This is a genomic window from Pseudodesulfovibrio profundus (genome assembly GCF_900217235.1).
Lineage (GTDB): Bacteria > Desulfobacterota > Desulfovibrionia > Desulfovibrionales > Desulfovibrionaceae > Pseudodesulfovibrio > Pseudodesulfovibrio profundus.
In genome coordinates this window covers 2993364-3007896 of record NZ_LT907975.1, presented here as the reverse complement: position 1 = coordinate 3007896, position 14533 = coordinate 2993364, and the positions used below count along the sequence as shown (strand labels likewise).

General features: G+C 54.6%; 16 protein-coding genes and 1 pseudogene. 11 read left to right on the top strand and 6 right to left on the bottom strand.

Annotation, left to right across the window (positions count from 1 at the left end):
- Window positions 1-402: 402 nt before the first annotated feature.
- Window positions 403-762: pseudogene (locus tag DPRO_RS14215) on the bottom strand (LOG family protein); the annotation flags it as partial.
- Between the two features lie 264 nt (window positions 763-1026).
- On the opposite strand from DPRO_RS14215, the gene DPRO_RS14210 reads away from it, so the two are divergent.
- On the top strand, window positions 1027-1920 hold the full coding sequence (locus DPRO_RS14210; protein ID WP_157917488.1) for a hypothetical protein: 894 nt from the start codon (window positions 1027-1029) through the stop codon (window positions 1918-1920).
- 3 nt (window positions 1921-1923) lie between these two features.
- Window positions 1924-2577 carry an RHS repeat-associated core domain-containing protein gene (locus DPRO_RS14205; protein ID WP_269459715.1) on the top strand — a complete coding sequence of 218 codons (654 nt, stop codon included), beginning with the start codon at window positions 1924-1926 and terminating at the stop codon, window positions 2575-2577.
- On the opposite strand, the gene DPRO_RS14200 is transcribed toward DPRO_RS14205, so the two are convergent.
- On the bottom strand, window positions 2540-3607 hold the full coding sequence (locus DPRO_RS14200) for an IS5 family transposase (protein WP_097010253.1): 1068 nt from the start codon (window positions 3605-3607) through the stop codon (window positions 2540-2542). The genes DPRO_RS14205 and DPRO_RS14200 overlap by 38 nt on opposite strands.
- Window positions 3608-4057: 450 nt before the next feature.
- On the opposite strand from DPRO_RS14200, the gene DPRO_RS14190 reads away from it, so the two are divergent.
- Window positions 4058-4750, top strand: coding sequence for a hypothetical protein (locus DPRO_RS14190; RefSeq protein WP_157917487.1), 693 nt, complete (start codon window positions 4058-4060; stop codon window positions 4748-4750).
- Window positions 4751-4976: 226 nt separating this feature from the next.
- Here DPRO_RS14190 and DPRO_RS14185 read toward each other — a convergent pair whose 3' ends face one another.
- The 3 genes from DPRO_RS14185 to DPRO_RS14175 are packed head-to-tail and all read right to left on the bottom strand — an operon-like array spanning window position 4977 to window position 7049.
- Window positions 4977-6017, bottom strand: a complete 1041-nt coding sequence (locus DPRO_RS14185; protein WP_097012649.1) for a threonine aldolase family protein — start codon at window positions 6015-6017, stop codon at window positions 4977-4979.
- 3 nt (window positions 6018-6020) lie between these two features.
- A complete protein-coding gene (locus tag DPRO_RS14180) occupies window positions 6021-6599 on the bottom strand; it encodes a GDSL-type esterase/lipase family protein (protein WP_097012648.1) in 579 nt (192 codons plus the stop codon).
- A gap of 3 nt (window positions 6600-6602) precedes the next feature.
- A complete protein-coding gene (locus tag DPRO_RS14175) occupies window positions 6603-7049 on the bottom strand; it encodes a pyridoxamine 5'-phosphate oxidase family protein (protein WP_232005600.1) in 447 nt (148 codons plus the stop codon).
- Window positions 7050-7098: 49 nt separating this feature from the next.
- On the opposite strand from DPRO_RS14175, the gene DPRO_RS14170 reads away from it, so the two are divergent.
- The 7 genes from DPRO_RS14170 (at window position 7099) to DPRO_RS14140 (ending at window position 12197) form a co-directional block, all read left to right on the top strand.
- A complete protein-coding gene (locus DPRO_RS14170) occupies window positions 7099-7815 on the top strand; it encodes a TIGR04283 family arsenosugar biosynthesis glycosyltransferase (RefSeq protein ID WP_097012646.1) in 717 nt (238 codons plus the stop codon).
- On the top strand, window positions 7815-8480 hold the full coding sequence (locus DPRO_RS14165; protein WP_097012645.1) for a TIGR04282 family arsenosugar biosynthesis glycosyltransferase: 666 nt from the start codon (window positions 7815-7817) through the stop codon (window positions 8478-8480). The genes DPRO_RS14170 and DPRO_RS14165 overlap by 1 nt, the downstream gene beginning before the upstream one ends.
- A gap of 30 nt (window positions 8481-8510) precedes the next feature.
- Window positions 8511-8888 carry a PH domain-containing protein gene (locus tag DPRO_RS14160; RefSeq protein WP_097012644.1) on the top strand — a complete coding sequence of 126 codons (378 nt, stop codon included), beginning with the start codon at window positions 8511-8513 and terminating at the stop codon, window positions 8886-8888.
- Window positions 8889-8984: 96 nt separating this feature from the next.
- Window positions 8985-9185, top strand: a complete 201-nt coding sequence (locus DPRO_RS14155; RefSeq protein WP_097012643.1) for a hypothetical protein — start codon at window positions 8985-8987, stop codon at window positions 9183-9185.
- Between the two features lie 46 nt (window positions 9186-9231).
- The gene (locus tag DPRO_RS14150; protein WP_097012642.1) at window positions 9232-9861 is read left to right on the top strand and encodes a phosphatase PAP2 family protein; all 630 of its coding nucleotides are present in this window, start codon (window positions 9232-9234) and stop codon (window positions 9859-9861) included.
- Window positions 9862-9869: 8 nt separating this feature from the next.
- The gene (locus DPRO_RS14145) at window positions 9870-11492 is read left to right on the top strand and encodes an ArnT family glycosyltransferase (protein WP_097012641.1); all 1623 of its coding nucleotides are present in this window, start codon (window positions 9870-9872) and stop codon (window positions 11490-11492) included.
- 48 nt (window positions 11493-11540) lie between these two features.
- On the top strand, window positions 11541-12197 hold the full coding sequence (locus DPRO_RS14140) for a BON domain-containing protein (protein WP_232005599.1): 657 nt from the start codon (window positions 11541-11543) through the stop codon (window positions 12195-12197).
- A gap of 103 nt (window positions 12198-12300) precedes the next feature.
- Here DPRO_RS14140 and DPRO_RS14135 read toward each other — a convergent pair whose 3' ends face one another.
- Complete coding sequence (locus DPRO_RS14135; RefSeq protein WP_173806799.1) at window positions 12301-13221, bottom strand: Gfo/Idh/MocA family protein; 921 nt, start codon at window positions 13219-13221, stop codon at window positions 12301-12303.
- 139 nt (window positions 13222-13360) lie between these two features.
- Here DPRO_RS14135 and lpxB point away from each other — a divergent pair, with 139 nt between their 5' ends.
- Complete coding sequence (gene lpxB, locus DPRO_RS14130; RefSeq protein WP_097012639.1) at window positions 13361-14491, top strand: lipid-A-disaccharide synthase; 1131 nt, start codon at window positions 13361-13363, stop codon at window positions 14489-14491.
- Window positions 14492-14533 lie beyond the last annotated feature (42 nt).

Here is a 14533-nt window from a genome sequence, read left to right as displayed (position 1 = left end):
AAATACCGATAATCATTTGTAAAAACAATGATTATATAACAAGTAATACGACCATACAAGAGTGGGGAATGATGTTAATCGACAAAGTGGTGAATTCAAGTTGGAGATGTCTATTAAGCAAAGAGAAGTTCGCTTCTAATCGCCTCTCGGTAAACTTTTGACAACAAGACCAACTTACCCCATAGTCAGCACGGCGTCCCGGCTAACTGCCTAACATCGTATGGATTTTGAGAAACAGCTTCCAGCATAACAAATCAGAAAATCATAAGTAAACGCCCAAAATAAAAGAATTTCACCCTGGTATACGGGCTGTATACCAGGGTGTGCTTTTATGTGCCTAGGCGGCAAAATTCGTCGAAAAAGGTGAATAATTACAACGGATATAAACGTGGGTCAGTGATTCCAGGTCAGAACCTCAAAGAATTCCTCCAGCGTGCCGATGCCGCCGGGAAGGGCGATGAAGCCATCGGAGAGGTCGGCCATGAGTTGCTTGCGCTCGTGCATGGAGTTGACCACGTGCTGTTCGGTCAAACCGTTGTGGGCGACTTCTTTCTCCACCAACAACTCGGGAATGACGCCGATGATCTCGCCGCCTGCTTCCAGGCAGGTATTGGCGAGAAGGCCCATCAAGCCAACGTCGGAGCCGCCGTAGACCAGTCCGAGCTTGCGTTTGGCGAGTTCCAGGCCGAGGGCTTTTGTGGCTTCGGCATAGGCCGGGTCAAAGCCGGGATTGGAGCCGAGGTAGACGCATATTCGTTTCATGATTTCACCTTGAGAGTATTGGTTCGTTGCGCCCTTCGAAACACTCCCTTTTCGAAACCCTGTCAAGAGGAAATGTTATCCCTTTTTCGGTCTTTTTTATCCCTCTGACACCCGTTTTCTTTCGAGACCCAAAACCGGGGTTATAGTTGTCGCGCTTTTTGGAGGCGGTCTCCAAAGGCGTTTTCGACAACCTATAAAACAAGAGGCAAAATGCTCTTCTCAACTCCGGCTAAAGATCGTTATTGCAAGTTTACCTACAACTCCATGACCGGCGAATACGAGCGCGATTGGATCGAATACGCTGACGGCACGTTCGAACCGGTGCGCCGCAACGGTCATCTCAGAAAGAAATGGAACGGCCAGCGAACCAACTGCCAGTGGTGGCACACCCGCAAGCCCGCCGACTGGCTGCCGTGGGAGCACGGCCACGGGTTCGCCTGGAATCACACCCTCGGCCACGATGGCAAGCCCGCCGACCGGGGCGACAATTCCCAGGCCGAAATCAAGGCTGGCAACGCGCCCTATTTCATGGAAGTGGAGACGGACGCGGACAGCCGCATCGAATCACGCACCGAGCGCATCGACGGCAGGCGCGAAAGCTGGGACTTCGCATACGACCAAGACGGACGGCTCACCTCTGTCGTCACGGATATCGACTGGGCGCAGGACTACGAATATGACGACCAGGGCCGCCGCAAGGCCGACCACGACTCCATGCGTGACGTTTTGACTCGCACATTCGAGTACGGCGACGACAACCGCCTGCTCTCGGCGGGTACGGTGCACTACGAGCACGATCAAAACGGCTTCCGCTGCACCAAGATCGACGGCGATTCCGTGACCCGCTATCAGTACTCGGACGACTACCGCTTGCTCGGCGCGCTGCTGCCCGATGGTCATGCCATCGCATACGAGCACGACGAAAACGGCCAGCGATCCATGAAGTACGTGGACGGCCAGCCTACCGAAGCATACCTGTGGCGCGATTTTATCAGCCTCGGCGCGTTCTTTGACGGTGAACGTGAGTACGTCTTCAATTACGAAGAGGGCGAGCGACTGCCGTACTCCATGACCGTGAACGGCAGCGACTACATCCTTGAATACGATCAGGTGGGAACGCTGAAAGCGGTTGTTTCACCAACCGGAAACGTGGTATAGGCCATTCAATACGATGTCTTCGGCAACCTGCTCTGGGATTCCAACCCCGGCCTGCGCATCCCCCTTGGCTACGCAGGCGGTTTGAACGACCCGGACACCGGCTTCGTCCGTTTTGGCTGGCGAGACTATGACCCGGACACGGGGCGTTGGACCGCACAAGACCCGATCGGTGATGCTGGCGGGGATAATGACTGGTACGGGTATTGTTTGGATGATCCGGTGAATGGAATTGATCCGTTAGGATTGTTTGTTGGTTCATTGGCTCCTTTTGTCCGACAGGGGGCAGAAGGATCATCGGACTTTGTACGCAACTACACCGACATGCGAGAAGCAAATACTGTAGGTGCTGACAAGTACTTCCATTGCAAGGCTAACTATGAAGCCTCAAAACGTGGCCCTGGCGGAAAAGCGGCTGCTTGGACATTAAGCGAAGCCAGAGAGCTCTATGGACAATTAAAAGGTGATCCTAAATCGAGACCTCTGCGCATCCCCTTTTCGCGTCCGTGCCTTGCGCTCCGCACCCAATTTGATGTTCTGACCGCACCCCAGCTTGGGCTCATTCCCGGCCTTTTCCTGCCATTTCTGGCCGAAATGCCGGATTTTGGACGCACCTCTCCCTTCAGGCTCGCGCCAGTCGAACAGCTTTTTTCAAATTGAACGCCATGGCGAGGATGTGGAACTCTCCCTCCACCTTCTCACGACCCACGTATCGGGACCGAAAGAATGCGTAGCCACGTTTGAGTGTGCCGAAGGCCCGCTCGACTATTTGCCGAATGCTGCTGATGTCACGGTTGCGGGTCTTTTCGAAGTCTGTCAGCCTGCCGCCACGAGGCGTCTTGTCCATGGTTCCGTCCTCCAAATCGCGATCAAACAGAATGTCCCGGTTCTTCCCGCTGCAATAGCCCTTGTCCGCATAAACCCGTGCGCCGGGATCAAGGCCGACGCCATTCACGAGCCGCTCGAATTCGCCCGTGTCCGAATGGTTCGCGGGAGTGATGTGACCACAGAGCAGAAACCCGTCTCGACTGTCCGTCGCGGCATGGAGCTTGTAGCCGTAATAGGCCCGATTTCTCTTGCGGAGCCAGGCCGCCTCCTCGTCATCCGAATAGCTGACCCGGCAGTCCACCGGCCCATCCTGTTCTTCGGCGTCCTCGGAACGGTCCTCAGGCATCACGTCGATAACCTTGCGCGGCCGCCGCTGCGACTCGACTACCGAGGCGTCCACCACGGCTCCCTCACGGACAAGAAGCCCTTGTCCTTCAAGCTGGCGGTTAAGCATGTCGAGCAAGGAGTCCAGCACCTTCAGGCGGATCAAACCGTTACGGAAACGGCATATGGTGGTCTCGTCCGGCACGTCGTCCTCGATGGAAAAACCGGTAAATCTGACAAAGGAGAGCCGGTCGAGCAGCGCCTGCTCCACGCCCGGATCACTCAGGTTGTACCAACGCTGCAAGAGCAGAATCTTGAACATCGCCAGAGGCGGATAGGCGGGATTGCCCACGGCGTTGGCCTTGCGCCTGATCTTCTTGCACAGAAAGGCGTTGATGGGCTGCCAGTCGATGAGTTCGTTGATCTCATCCAGAAATGTGGTCTTGGTTCTGCGGTGCCCCAGGAAGTAATCACCCAACCGAGGTCCTTTCTGCCGAATAGCCATGCCTTCCTCCTTTGGATGGAGAAATAATAGCATAATAAATCAAATAGTTAAAGAGTAAAAGTGTGGGCTTTGCCGTGCAGAGGTCTCAAATCAGATAAAGAAGCTGATCAAAAGGCGAATCGTAAAGGTCGAGATTCATCCAATCTCGATTCCTGTGGAGATGCATGCAATGAGTACAGGCCACCGTATCTTGATAAAAAATGGTAAACTACTGGCATTGGCACTGGCTGGCATTATTGTCGTAGCCGGATATTTTTGCCTTCCGTGGGTCCAGCAACAGCTGAAGATCGATGCCTGTCTCGACAGAGGCGGACGATGGGACTACGCGGCAGAAAGGTGTTCGGATTCTAAGCCAACAAATAACTAAGCACCACAACAATGGGGGCATCATACCTAGTCGCTTCAGCGAAGTAAGAAGTGGTATGGTGTCACCCTGATGATATGATTTCATACACACAGATATACAAAGTATTGGTGCTTATTATGCTCGCTATGAAGAGCAATCAAGTCAGGGCATATTTGGAAGTAGACCCAGCAATGATCCCACTTGGATACTCGGCGGTCCAATCCGGTGCCTATTCCGTGTTTTTGGGCTTTTTTATTACAAGTTTTTTCCTGGCTCTTCTTGATACGGGAAAACTCGCAATCCTTGCGTTGTCCGCCTGCCTCCTTGTCATTCTTCATTATCCTGCTATGTTGTTCATTTCCGCAATTGTTGCAGGCATGGCTGCTGACATCCCTGTGTCTTTGATAGCCTTTTTGACTTTCTCGATTCTCGCCTTCGCAATGGGGCTCATCCAGATGAAAAAAGAGTCCGCATGGGTGACTCTTTCTCGCATTAATATATGGGATTGTGCAGTAGCTGCCTTTTTGTTGCTTGCTCTTTCAAGTGTCTGGATTTCCGGCTTGTTTGGTGAACATTCAATAGCTTTCCTCAACTACTATGCGACATTCCTTTATGTTGTATTTGCCGTCATGTTGGTTTCTATCTGGCAACCAAAAGTTCTCAAATTTTTGCCTCATCTTGTTTTTCTCTGGTCGATCTTGTTTACGTTTCTGATTGTCTTGTTCGGTTATTGGCAAACAGGCTATTTGTTGACACTGATTTTCCATGGGGTCTACGCAATCACCTATCTTTCTTTCATGACAAAGAAACGACAGGCTCCACTTCAATAGATAAAAGCCACAGATTCATGCCAAGGATAAAAAATGCCACCCTGATATACTTCATGCATATCAGGGTGGATTTCATATACCTAGATGGCAAAACTGACTAAAGGCATGGTATTGAAAAAGATGAACTGAATCAGCAAATCCCCGTCAAAACCTTGAGAGCTCCTCCGGCTAATCGATGCTGCCAGAAAGCACTTCAGCGCCAAAATAGACGCGTACTCTTTGCATATTACCGAACCGCAGCCACAGCTTTTTCGATGTCGGCAACAAACTCGTCGACCATCTCTTCGGTGGTGGCCCAGGAGGTCATCCAGCGGACCGTGTGGTCGTGCTCGTCCCATACATAAAAGTAGTACTTCTCCAGCAGAATCTCCGTGGCCTCGGGTGGGATGTGCGCGAAAATCGCGTTGCAATCCACGGTCCCTTTGATGGTGACGCCTTCGATGGCTCCGGCCTTTTCAGCCAGACGCTGTGCCATGGCATTGGCCTGACGTGCGTTGGTCAGCCACAGGTCATCGGCAAGGTAGCGGTTGAGCTGGGCAGAGACAAAGCGCATCTTCGAAACCAACTGCATGGCCTGCTTGCGCAGGTAGACGAACCCTTCGCCGATGTCGGGGTTCAGGAACACCACGGCCTCGCCCATGAGGCAGCCGTTCTTGGTGCCGCCGAACGAGATCAGGTCAACGCCGAGCGCAGTGGTCATATCAAAAAACGAGCAATCAAGGGCAGCGCAGGCATTGGCGATACGCGCACCATCCAAATGGACGAGCAGATCGCGGTCATGGGCAAATTCGACCAGTTCCTCGATCTCTTTGAGCGTATAGAGCTTGCCGACTTCCGTGGGCTGGGTGATGGAGATGACCTTGGGCTGGGACGCGTGCACGAATCCCACATGGCCGAGATACGGGGCAATGGAGCCAGGGGTCAGCTTACCGTCTTTGGAAGGAACGGGCACCAGCTTGATGCCGCCAAACGCCTCGGGCGCGCCGCATTCATCATTATTGATATGGGCCTGCTCCGCGCAGATGACGGAGTTGTAGGTGTGGGTGACAGCCCGGATGCCAAGCACGTTGGCCGCGGTACCGGTGGTCACATAGTGGATGCGCGCCTGGGATCCGAAGAACTCCTCGAACACTCTGTCGGTGCGGATGGAGATTTCGTCTTCACCGTAGGACTTGAGGTGTCCCACGTTGCAGTTGACCACGGCCTCCATGATGGCCGGATGTGCGCCGGAATTATTGTCGCTGGCAAAGGATTTCAAATCAGACATTATCTACTCCAGCCCGAAAAATGCTCGGGCGGCATTGGATTTCAAAATATGATCCGCGAGATCGGCATATCCCAATCCCGTTGGATGGACGCCGTCACCATCGTTTAAGGCTTGGCCGTATACGAAGGATCGGTGCATGGCGTCAACTGTCGCTACAAAGGGAATCTCAAGGCGTTTGGCCAGTCCTTCCTGCATGCGGGACAGGGTTGTGATGGCTTCACGCTTGGCGGTGTCATTGACCGGGGTCGGACCGATGAGCAGGACGTCGCCCATGGCTTTGGCCTGACTCAGGGTTGCCACAGCCCCGGCAAGAGATTCCTCGCTGGAGACCCCGTTCATCACATCGGCAACGCCGAAGCTGAAAACCAGCTTGAACGGGGTGCCGGGCATTCGCCGCAACATGGCTTCCGGTTTCCAGCGATGCTGGATGTTGACGGAGGTATCTTTACGGACACCGAGATTGTAGCCCGTGGCATCGACGCCCGTCTCGCGCACACCAGCGGTGACGCGCCCGGCCCAGCCGATTCCCTTGTCATCCCCCACCCCGAGGGTGAGTGAATCGCCAAAATACGTAATTATCATGGATTACTCCTTGATCCGAACAGATGCGTTTTCCATGGGAATGGCATAGACTGCGGTGGCAGCCAGCATCTTGTCTGTGTATGGCATGAGCTTACCGGCATATTTGCGAATAATGATATCCAGTCCGACCCGGGCCTCATCAGCCTCCAGCAGTCGGGGGATGCCGGTTCCTGCGACAGAACGAAAACGGTAGCCATAGCTGCAAATGGTATCACCGGTCTTGGCTTCGACGTCAACAGCCGCGGAAAAAGCGACCTGCGCTTCCGTATTCAGAATAGCCGCCTTGCGCCCTTTTTTGCCCGAATGGATGTATATGACACCCTCCTCCATGGCAAAATTGACAGGCACACAGTACGGGCCTGTTTCATCGGTCAATGCCAACCACAGGACGTCGGCTTTATCCAGTACATTCCGGATTGCTTCGGCATCATCTGATACGCGTTTTCCCACGATATTCTCCATGCTTTTAAAAAACGGACAAACCGTTTAGTAATCATCCATGGACCGGAACACAACCTCTCACCCCCTAATTTCCGTCATTATACCCGTATATAATGAGGAAATAATCATTAATGAGACCATCGCGGCAGTCCGACGCCTGAATGAAAATATCGAAATAGTGGTGGCTGACGGTGGATTGGGACACACCACCCTGGCGGCCATCAAGGACTCGCAGACCATCAAGGTGGAATCCCCACCGGGCAGAGGCAGGCAAATGAATGCCGGTGCTGCCGTGGCAAGCGGTGACATATTGCTGTTTCTCCATGCCGATACCGTGCTGCCTGACAGGGCTTTCCCCGCCATAACCGAAACAATAGACCGAGGCATCGAAGCCGGCGCCTTCAGGCTGTCAATTGACTCATCGCGACTCTCGCTGGCCGTGATCTCGTGGTTTGCCAATCTCCGCAGCAGTTGGGAGCGCGTCCCCTATGGCGATCAGGCCCAGTTCATTTTGGCCGATCGCTTTCGAGCCATGGGAGGATTTGCCGACATTCCGATCATGGAAGATGTTGAACTTTTCAAGCGAATCCGCATGGAAGGATTGCCCATAACTATTTTGCAGGATACAGTAAAAACATCACCCCGCCGTTGGGAGCGAGAGGGACCTCTGCGGCGGACACTGACCAACTGGTGGTTACGCATTCAATATGCGTTCGGCGTATCGCCTTCCAGGTTGGCAAACCATTACCGCCCCCACAAGGACGACACCGAATAATGAAAGACTGTATTCTTTTCTTCGCGAAATACCCCATGCCCGGCGAGGTCAAAACCCGTCTTGCCGAAGGGTCGTTCCCGGAACTCGCAGCCGAATTTTATGCCACGTTTGTGGAAGACAAGCTCGAAGAGCTGCTCGCGGAATGTTCATCCGATATCATCGTCTGCTTCGCCCCGGAAAAAGCCGGGGGAGCCATGCGCGACTGGCTCGGCTCCGAGCTGCGTTACATCGGCCAGAAAGGGACCGACCTCGGCCGCCGGATGGAGAACGCCTTTCGGGAAGCATTTTTCATGGGATACGAGCGCGTGGTACTTGTTGGCAGCGACATTCCCGCCCTCAGCGCCTCCATCCTGCAGGAAGCACTGGATTCGCTCACGCCGGAGCAGCCGTGCATCGGCCCGGCAGATGACGGCGGATACTACTGTATCGGATTCCACAAACTGGGATTCATCCCCGATGTCTTCAAGAATATGGAATGGAGTACGGACTTGGTGTTGCAACAGACGGTGAGCATTCTGGAAGACAAAGGGATGCAGTATCACGAACTGCCGCCTCTGGCAGATACAGACACCATCGAGGACGTGGAAACCATGGTCGCTCTCGGCACGAGCGGACCGCTCAAACCCCGATCCCTCGCCCTGGCTCGAAAGCTGGTGGGCGCGTAACTTCGTACAATCCAAAAAGGAGTGGAATAGATGGGACTTCTCGACAAGGTTTTCGGTAATGCGGCAGAGGTTGATGTAGCAGAAATTCAGACGGAATTCGCCCCGATTCTGGCCAGTGGAGAAAATGTGGTCATGGCGTACAAGGTCATCCGCGACCTGTTTGTCTTCACCAACAAGCGCCTTGTTTTGGTAGACAAGCAGGGCATGACCGGGAAAAAGGTCGACTACCACTCACTTCCCTACAAATCCATCACCCACTTCGCCGTGGAGACTAGCGGCCACTTTGACATGGACGCCGAACTGAAGCTGTGGGTTTCCGGCCAGAAGGAGCCTTTGGTCAAGGAACTGAAAAAAGGCACGGATGTCGTTGGTGTGCAGCGCACCCTGGCAGAGTTCGTACTGAAATAGTATTTTTGCTGACGCGTGACCTCTTGCGCAGCGTTACGCGTCAGCGCATCATCATACTCTTGACTTTCCCCTGCAATAGTGAAAGAGTCCCCAGCCATGAACAAGATCGAACCCTACTTCGACGATGACGGGAACCTGATCATCCCCTTCGAGTGCTCCGACCACACCCACAAATACTGGAAACAGGAAGGGAAATCCATGGCCGAGCTCCTCACGGACCTCGGCGCGGACAAGGAAACATGGGCAAAATACACCCATGAAAAATATCCCGAAGAGACCGACGAGCAGTCCTCCTGATTCGAACCGGTTGCCCCCGGACCACCCCTTGGCTTAAGAGAGTCGTATGCGTATCGCCTGGCTGAAACATTGGGCCCTTTTTTCCGCCCCGCTTCTGATCATCCTGCTGGCCATCTGGCTTGGCTTCAACAGTGAAGCCGAGGTTGCCGCTTTTTTCAAGCAGCACCGTGCCGCCAACCCGGATATCAAGCTCATCTGCAAACTGCTGACAGACTGGTCCAACCCGGTCTTCTATGTTCTGTATGGCGGACTGCTGATCCACGCACTGCGCACCAATAACATCGAACGTAAGCGATACATTCTCATATTACTTGGCGTGCAGCTCATCGTGGCTGCGGCCAGCGTGCATTTTCTGAAGCAGACCATCGGGCGCCCCAGACCGGGACGCGGTGTTTTCTTCAATCCCCTGACAACGAGCGGCGGCTACCACGCCCTGCCCTCGGGCCATACCACGGAAATCGTGGGATGGTCCCTGCCGCTGGCGCTCCGCAAAGCGCGCCCGTGGTTGACGGCGCTGCTGGCTCTGTTTGTCGGCGCTGTCGGTTTCACCCGCATTTATCTGGGATGGCACCACCCCACAGACGTTTTCTTCGGATGGCTGCTGGGCAGCTTCGGCGGTTTCGCCACCGTCATCATCGCGGAAACATCCCTGTTTCGTAAGACAAAAAAACGATAAGGCTACCCATGAGCAAGATAGCAACACATATTTGGAATACCCTTGAGGACCACCCCTGGCTGACCATGATCGTGGGAGTTTTCGCCCAGACATGGTTCACCATCAGCAACCGTGCCCTGTGGTTTTCCGACGAAGTTCGATACGCCAATGCCTATCAAAACCTCGTCCTGAACGGGAAATGGATGGTTCTTTCGCTCAATGGGCAACCCTACCCGGATAAACCGCCCATCTATTTCTGGTTCCTCTGGCTCATCGACACATTGACCCCGGCGAACATGCCCACGGTCTTTTTTGTGGGCGCGGCACTGTCCGGCCTGTTCCTGCTCATGGCGAGCTACTATCTGGCTCGGGTCCTCGGCTTCAACAAAAGTGTCTCCCTTGGCGGCGTCCTCATCCTGCTCTCCACCTTCTTCCTGGCGGGCCTTTTCCATTATTCCCGCATGGACCTGCTGTTTACGGCCTTCATCATACTCAGCCACGTCTGTCTCTTTCAGGCATTCAAGCAGAATGATCAGGGCAGGTGGCCCCTGTATGCCTTCCTGCTGGCCGGTGTCGCCACGCTGATCAAAGGCCCACTGGGTTTCATCTTCCCATTGCTGACCAGTGCCGTCTACCTGTTGTGGAAAGGCGAAATTCGTCGGCTGTTCACCATAAAGATGGCGCAGGGCTTCGGGGCCATGCTGCTGTTACTGGCCGCCTGGATTGCCGGTGTGGTCATTGCCGAAGGCCCTGATTTCCTGATGGATACGGTCCTCGGCAAGCACGTTATCCAGCGCGCCACCAAGACGTTCCACCACCGGGAACCGTTCTATTACTACTTCATAGCCTTCCCGCTGGCATGGCTCCCGTGGACGCTGTTCGCCTTCACTGCACCGGTACGACGCGCCTTCTCTCTTGAGCGACTGGGCGAGTTGTGGGCGTCCCGACGTCAGGTCGGTCCACGCGCCTTTCTCTGGATCATGTTCGGCGCAACCTTTGTTTTTCTTTCGAGCCTGAGCGGCAAGGTCCTGATCTACATCCTGCCCATGTTTCCGGCACTGGCATTTCTGACTGCTGATGCCATGGAGCGGATGAAGCCTGAACACGCCCGTTCATTCTGGACCTCGGTGGCAGGGCTCTGGATTGTGCTCGGTGCAGGACTGATTGTCAGCGGCGGTCTGCTGCCCTTTGAGGTGCCTGTACGCGGCATGGGTATTGCCGCCACTCTCCTGCTGGCCGGTGGTGGCGCCATCTATGCCGTACGCGAGTCCGGCTCCCGCACGGCCATACTGGTCTCGACACTGGCTGTCACGCTGTGGCTGTATCCGGTCGGACTGATGGTCGCTCCGTCACTGGACAATGCCATGAGCCCCAAACAGCACGCCCTGAAAGTCGGCGCCCTCGCCGATGAAGGGTTCAAACCCATGGCGTACAAGATTTACTCCGGCATCTTCACCTACTACGCAGGTCACGACATTGCCGAAACCAATGATTGGGATGAACTGCGGTCCATGCTCGACACCCCGTCCCCGGTGGCGCTGACCATCCGTGAAAAGGATTGGAAGAAGTGGGAGAACCGTCCTGAGAATCTACGGATAATCCACCGACAGAACATCTCCGGCATGGTCTACCTTCTCGCCATTCGCGAATAGAATTTTGCCAACGTAGGATTAGACAAAGTCTAGACACTTATTTATAGTATGAGCGTTATGCGTACTGTGCCGTATCAAATTATCATCATTATGCTGCTCGGTCTTTTGACCGGTGGATGCGCCTTGTACCCTGCCGTTCAGGTGGCAGGGGGCGCCATGACGGGATACGACGCAGCTATCATCGCTGATGACTATCTGCCGCGCAGTTCGGTGATCGGTGGGGAACTGCACGCCAAAACCGATGTGACTCTGGAACGTCGACTCCGCGAGCGCCTAGACCTCAACGGCATCAAGGACTTGAAGGTGCATGTCATCGATTGTCGCGCCTATCTGGTAGGAGAAGTGGCCGATCGCGCCACAGCCGATTATGCCATCCAGACCGCAGCCACGGTCCAGGGGGTCAAAACCATCCGCTGCAAATTCTTCCCCAAATCCGCATTCCGCAAAAACACATCCGACGATAAACGCCTCTCGCAGGAGCTGGCGACCATGTACAAGCGCTCAAAGGCTCTCCAACGGGAAGACCTGCGTGTTGAAGTGGTACAGCGCAACGCCATCCTGATCGGATTGACCGACACGGGCATCGAGCGGGCGCGGGCCGTAGCCATGGCCCACGAGGTCGGCGAGTTGGCATCCATCACGGATTACATAGAAGTACGCCGCGAAATGCCGCTGGCACAGGCAGAGACTGCACCCGCCAAGTAACAGTCACAGTCCAACAAAATCTCCCAAGCTATCGTTTCAAATAGAGCAATGAAAAAGGCCGCCTCAATTGAGACGGCCTTCTGTTATTGTGCGTTGTCTGCTCTTAGCAGGCGCATTCGAAGATGCGGTCAAAGGTCTTGAGGACCTCCAGACCATCTTCACCGGTAATGGGAACCGGGGTGCCGTTACGCAGGGCGTTCAGGAACTGGGTCAGTTCCTCTTTGACCGGCTCACGGAACATGAGCGGCCATTCGCGGACGGAGTAGGATTTGTCGTAGGTGGAGAAAGCGGAGTATTCCTTGACTTCCTGGGTGATCAGGTTGGCCTGGATGTACTTGGATTCACAGGCAACATTGATGCGGCGTCCCTTGTAGGGAGTCACCCAGTTGGTGGTGATGTTGGCCAGCACACCGTTTTCCATCTCAGCCGTAATGAGCGCGGAATCCTCATGCTTTCCGAGAGAGGAAGAGGAGACAGCGTAGACGGACTTGAATTCGGAACCGGTCAGGTAACGAATCAGGTCGATATCATGGGAGCCGAGGTCCTTGATGACGCCAACATCCTGAATGCGCGGTGGGTACGGACCGACGCGCTCGATCTGGATGGAGATGACATCATCACCGATCAGTTCCTTGACCCGTTCAACAGCAGGATTGAAGCGCTCGACATGGCCGACCATCAGGGCAATGCCCTTTTCCTTGGCCTTCTTCACCAGATCTTCGCCTTCTTCTGCGGTGGCGGCCAGCGGTTTCTCGATAATGGCATTGATGCCTTTATCCATGACCTTTATGCCGGTTTCGTGGTGCAGGCTCGTGGGCACGCAGATGGACATGGCGTCCAGCTCGTTTTCCAGCAACTCGTCCAGGGACGTGAAGGTCTTTACGCCAAACTGTTCTGCCACTTCCGCACACGCCTTGGGATCGACATCCACGACACCAACCACCTCAACGTCAGCCATTTCAGTGTAGTTGCGCAGATGAACACGGCCCATCCAACCCAAACCGACAACTCCGACTTTCAGCATAATATATTATCCCTCGTTCTAAGTTTGTTTGCACTAGTGCGCTCGTTTTCTACGCACTGTAGGCCATGTTTGCAAGTCCGACACGTCATTTCGGGGTGTCCGCCTTGCACCCCCCACGGACATGGGTTACTAACCTCTTATGCAGACTGACAATCCCAACAGCCCCATCTGGTTCAGCGTGGGCGAGGCTTCCGGCGACCTTCACGGCGCGGAACTCATGAAAGCGCTCAAGGCCCAAGACCCGACCCTCACCTTCACCGGCATGGGCGGATCGGCCATGGCAGCCGAGGGGCTGGATATCCGCTACGACATGGACCTCATCTCGCTGGTGGGCATCACGGAAATTCTTGGCGGATTGTTCAAGATCATACTGCTGTTGCGAAAAATCAAACAGACTCTCACTGAAGTGCGTCCACGGGCCATCATTCTGGTGGACTGCCCGGAATTCAATTTCCGTATCGCCAAGATGGCGTACAAGCTCGGCATTCCCGTTTATTACTATATATCTCCGCAAATATGGGCGTGGCGCTCCGGCCGTGTCCACTTCCTGCGCAAATATGTCCGACGCGTCATCTGCATTCTGCCCTTTGAAAAGCCGTTCTATGAGAAATTCGGCGTGGACGTCGACTATGTGGGTCATCCACTCATGGATGTGCTGCCCTTTGATGAGCTGGATTCCATCCCGGTGGATGACAAGCGCATCGGCCTGCTCCCCGGCAGCCGGTCCAAGGAGATTTCCTCGCTGCTACCGGTCTTCGGAGAAACAGCGCGACTGCTGGCAAAAAAGCACCCGGACCTGCGATACGTCATGGTCTGTGCACCGGGCCGAAACAAGGAACACCTCATGGACCTGTGGCCGGAAGATATTCCGGTGGAATGCGTTGAACCGGACAACCGGTACGCCACCTTCCGCTCCTGCAAGTTCATGCTTGCCGCGTCCGGCACCGTCACGCTGGAAACTGCGCTTATCGGCACCCCGGCAGCCGTGGCCTACAAGGTATCCAAGATATCGGAACTTATCGGAAAACTGCTTGTTAATGTCGACTTCATATCTCTGCCCAATCTGATCATGAACAAGGAAGTCTACCCGGAATACATTCAGCAGGAAGCCAACGCCGAGAATCTGGCTAAACAGGCATTGCAGTGGCTCGACGACCCGAAATCATACGACAAGATGTGGCAGGACCTTGCCGATCTCCGCTCCAGAGTGGGTGAACCCGGGGCTGCCGACCGTGCAGCAACCATCATCCTCAACAACCTGACCACTTAGTAAACAGTTAAGATACGGCGCCCCACCTCCCCACTCATGGGA

Coding starts and splice junctions, on each gene's coding strand:
- DPRO_RS14180 (WP_097012648.1), bottom strand. CDS start 6,599: ATGATAATTACGTATTTTGGCGATTCACTCACCCTCGGGGTGGGGGAT.
- DPRO_RS14185 (WP_097012649.1), bottom strand. CDS start 6,017: ATGTCTGATTTGAAATCCTTTGCCAGCGACAATAATTCCGGCGCACAT.
- DPRO_RS14140 (WP_232005599.1), top strand. CDS start 11,541: ATGAGCGTTATGCGTACTGTGCCGTATCAAATTATCATCATTATGCTG.
- lpxB (WP_097012639.1), top strand. CDS start 13,361: ATGCAGACTGACAATCCCAACAGCCCCATCTGGTTCAGCGTGGGCGAG.
- DPRO_RS14200 (WP_097010253.1), bottom strand. CDS start 3,607: ATGCTATTATTTCTCCATCCAAAGGAGGAAGGCATGGCTATTCGGCAG.
- DPRO_RS14160 (WP_097012644.1), top strand. CDS start 8,511: ATGGGACTTCTCGACAAGGTTTTCGGTAATGCGGCAGAGGTTGATGTA.
- DPRO_RS14190 (WP_157917487.1), top strand. CDS start 4,058: ATGCTCGCTATGAAGAGCAATCAAGTCAGGGCATATTTGGAAGTAGAC.
- DPRO_RS14150 (WP_097012642.1), top strand. CDS start 9,232: ATGCGTATCGCCTGGCTGAAACATTGGGCCCTTTTTTCCGCCCCGCTT.
- DPRO_RS14170 (WP_097012646.1), top strand. CDS start 7,099: ATGGACCGGAACACAACCTCTCACCCCCTAATTTCCGTCATTATACCC.
- DPRO_RS14210 (WP_157917488.1), top strand. CDS start 1,027: ATGACCGGCGAATACGAGCGCGATTGGATCGAATACGCTGACGGCACG.
- DPRO_RS14165 (WP_097012645.1), top strand. CDS start 7,815: ATGAAAGACTGTATTCTTTTCTTCGCGAAATACCCCATGCCCGGCGAG.
- DPRO_RS14155 (WP_097012643.1), top strand. CDS start 8,985: ATGAACAAGATCGAACCCTACTTCGACGATGACGGGAACCTGATCATC.
- DPRO_RS14145 (WP_097012641.1), top strand. CDS start 9,870: ATGAGCAAGATAGCAACACATATTTGGAATACCCTTGAGGACCACCCC.
- DPRO_RS14135 (WP_173806799.1), bottom strand. CDS start 13,221: ATGCTGAAAGTCGGAGTTGTCGGTTTGGGTTGGATGGGCCGTGTTCAT.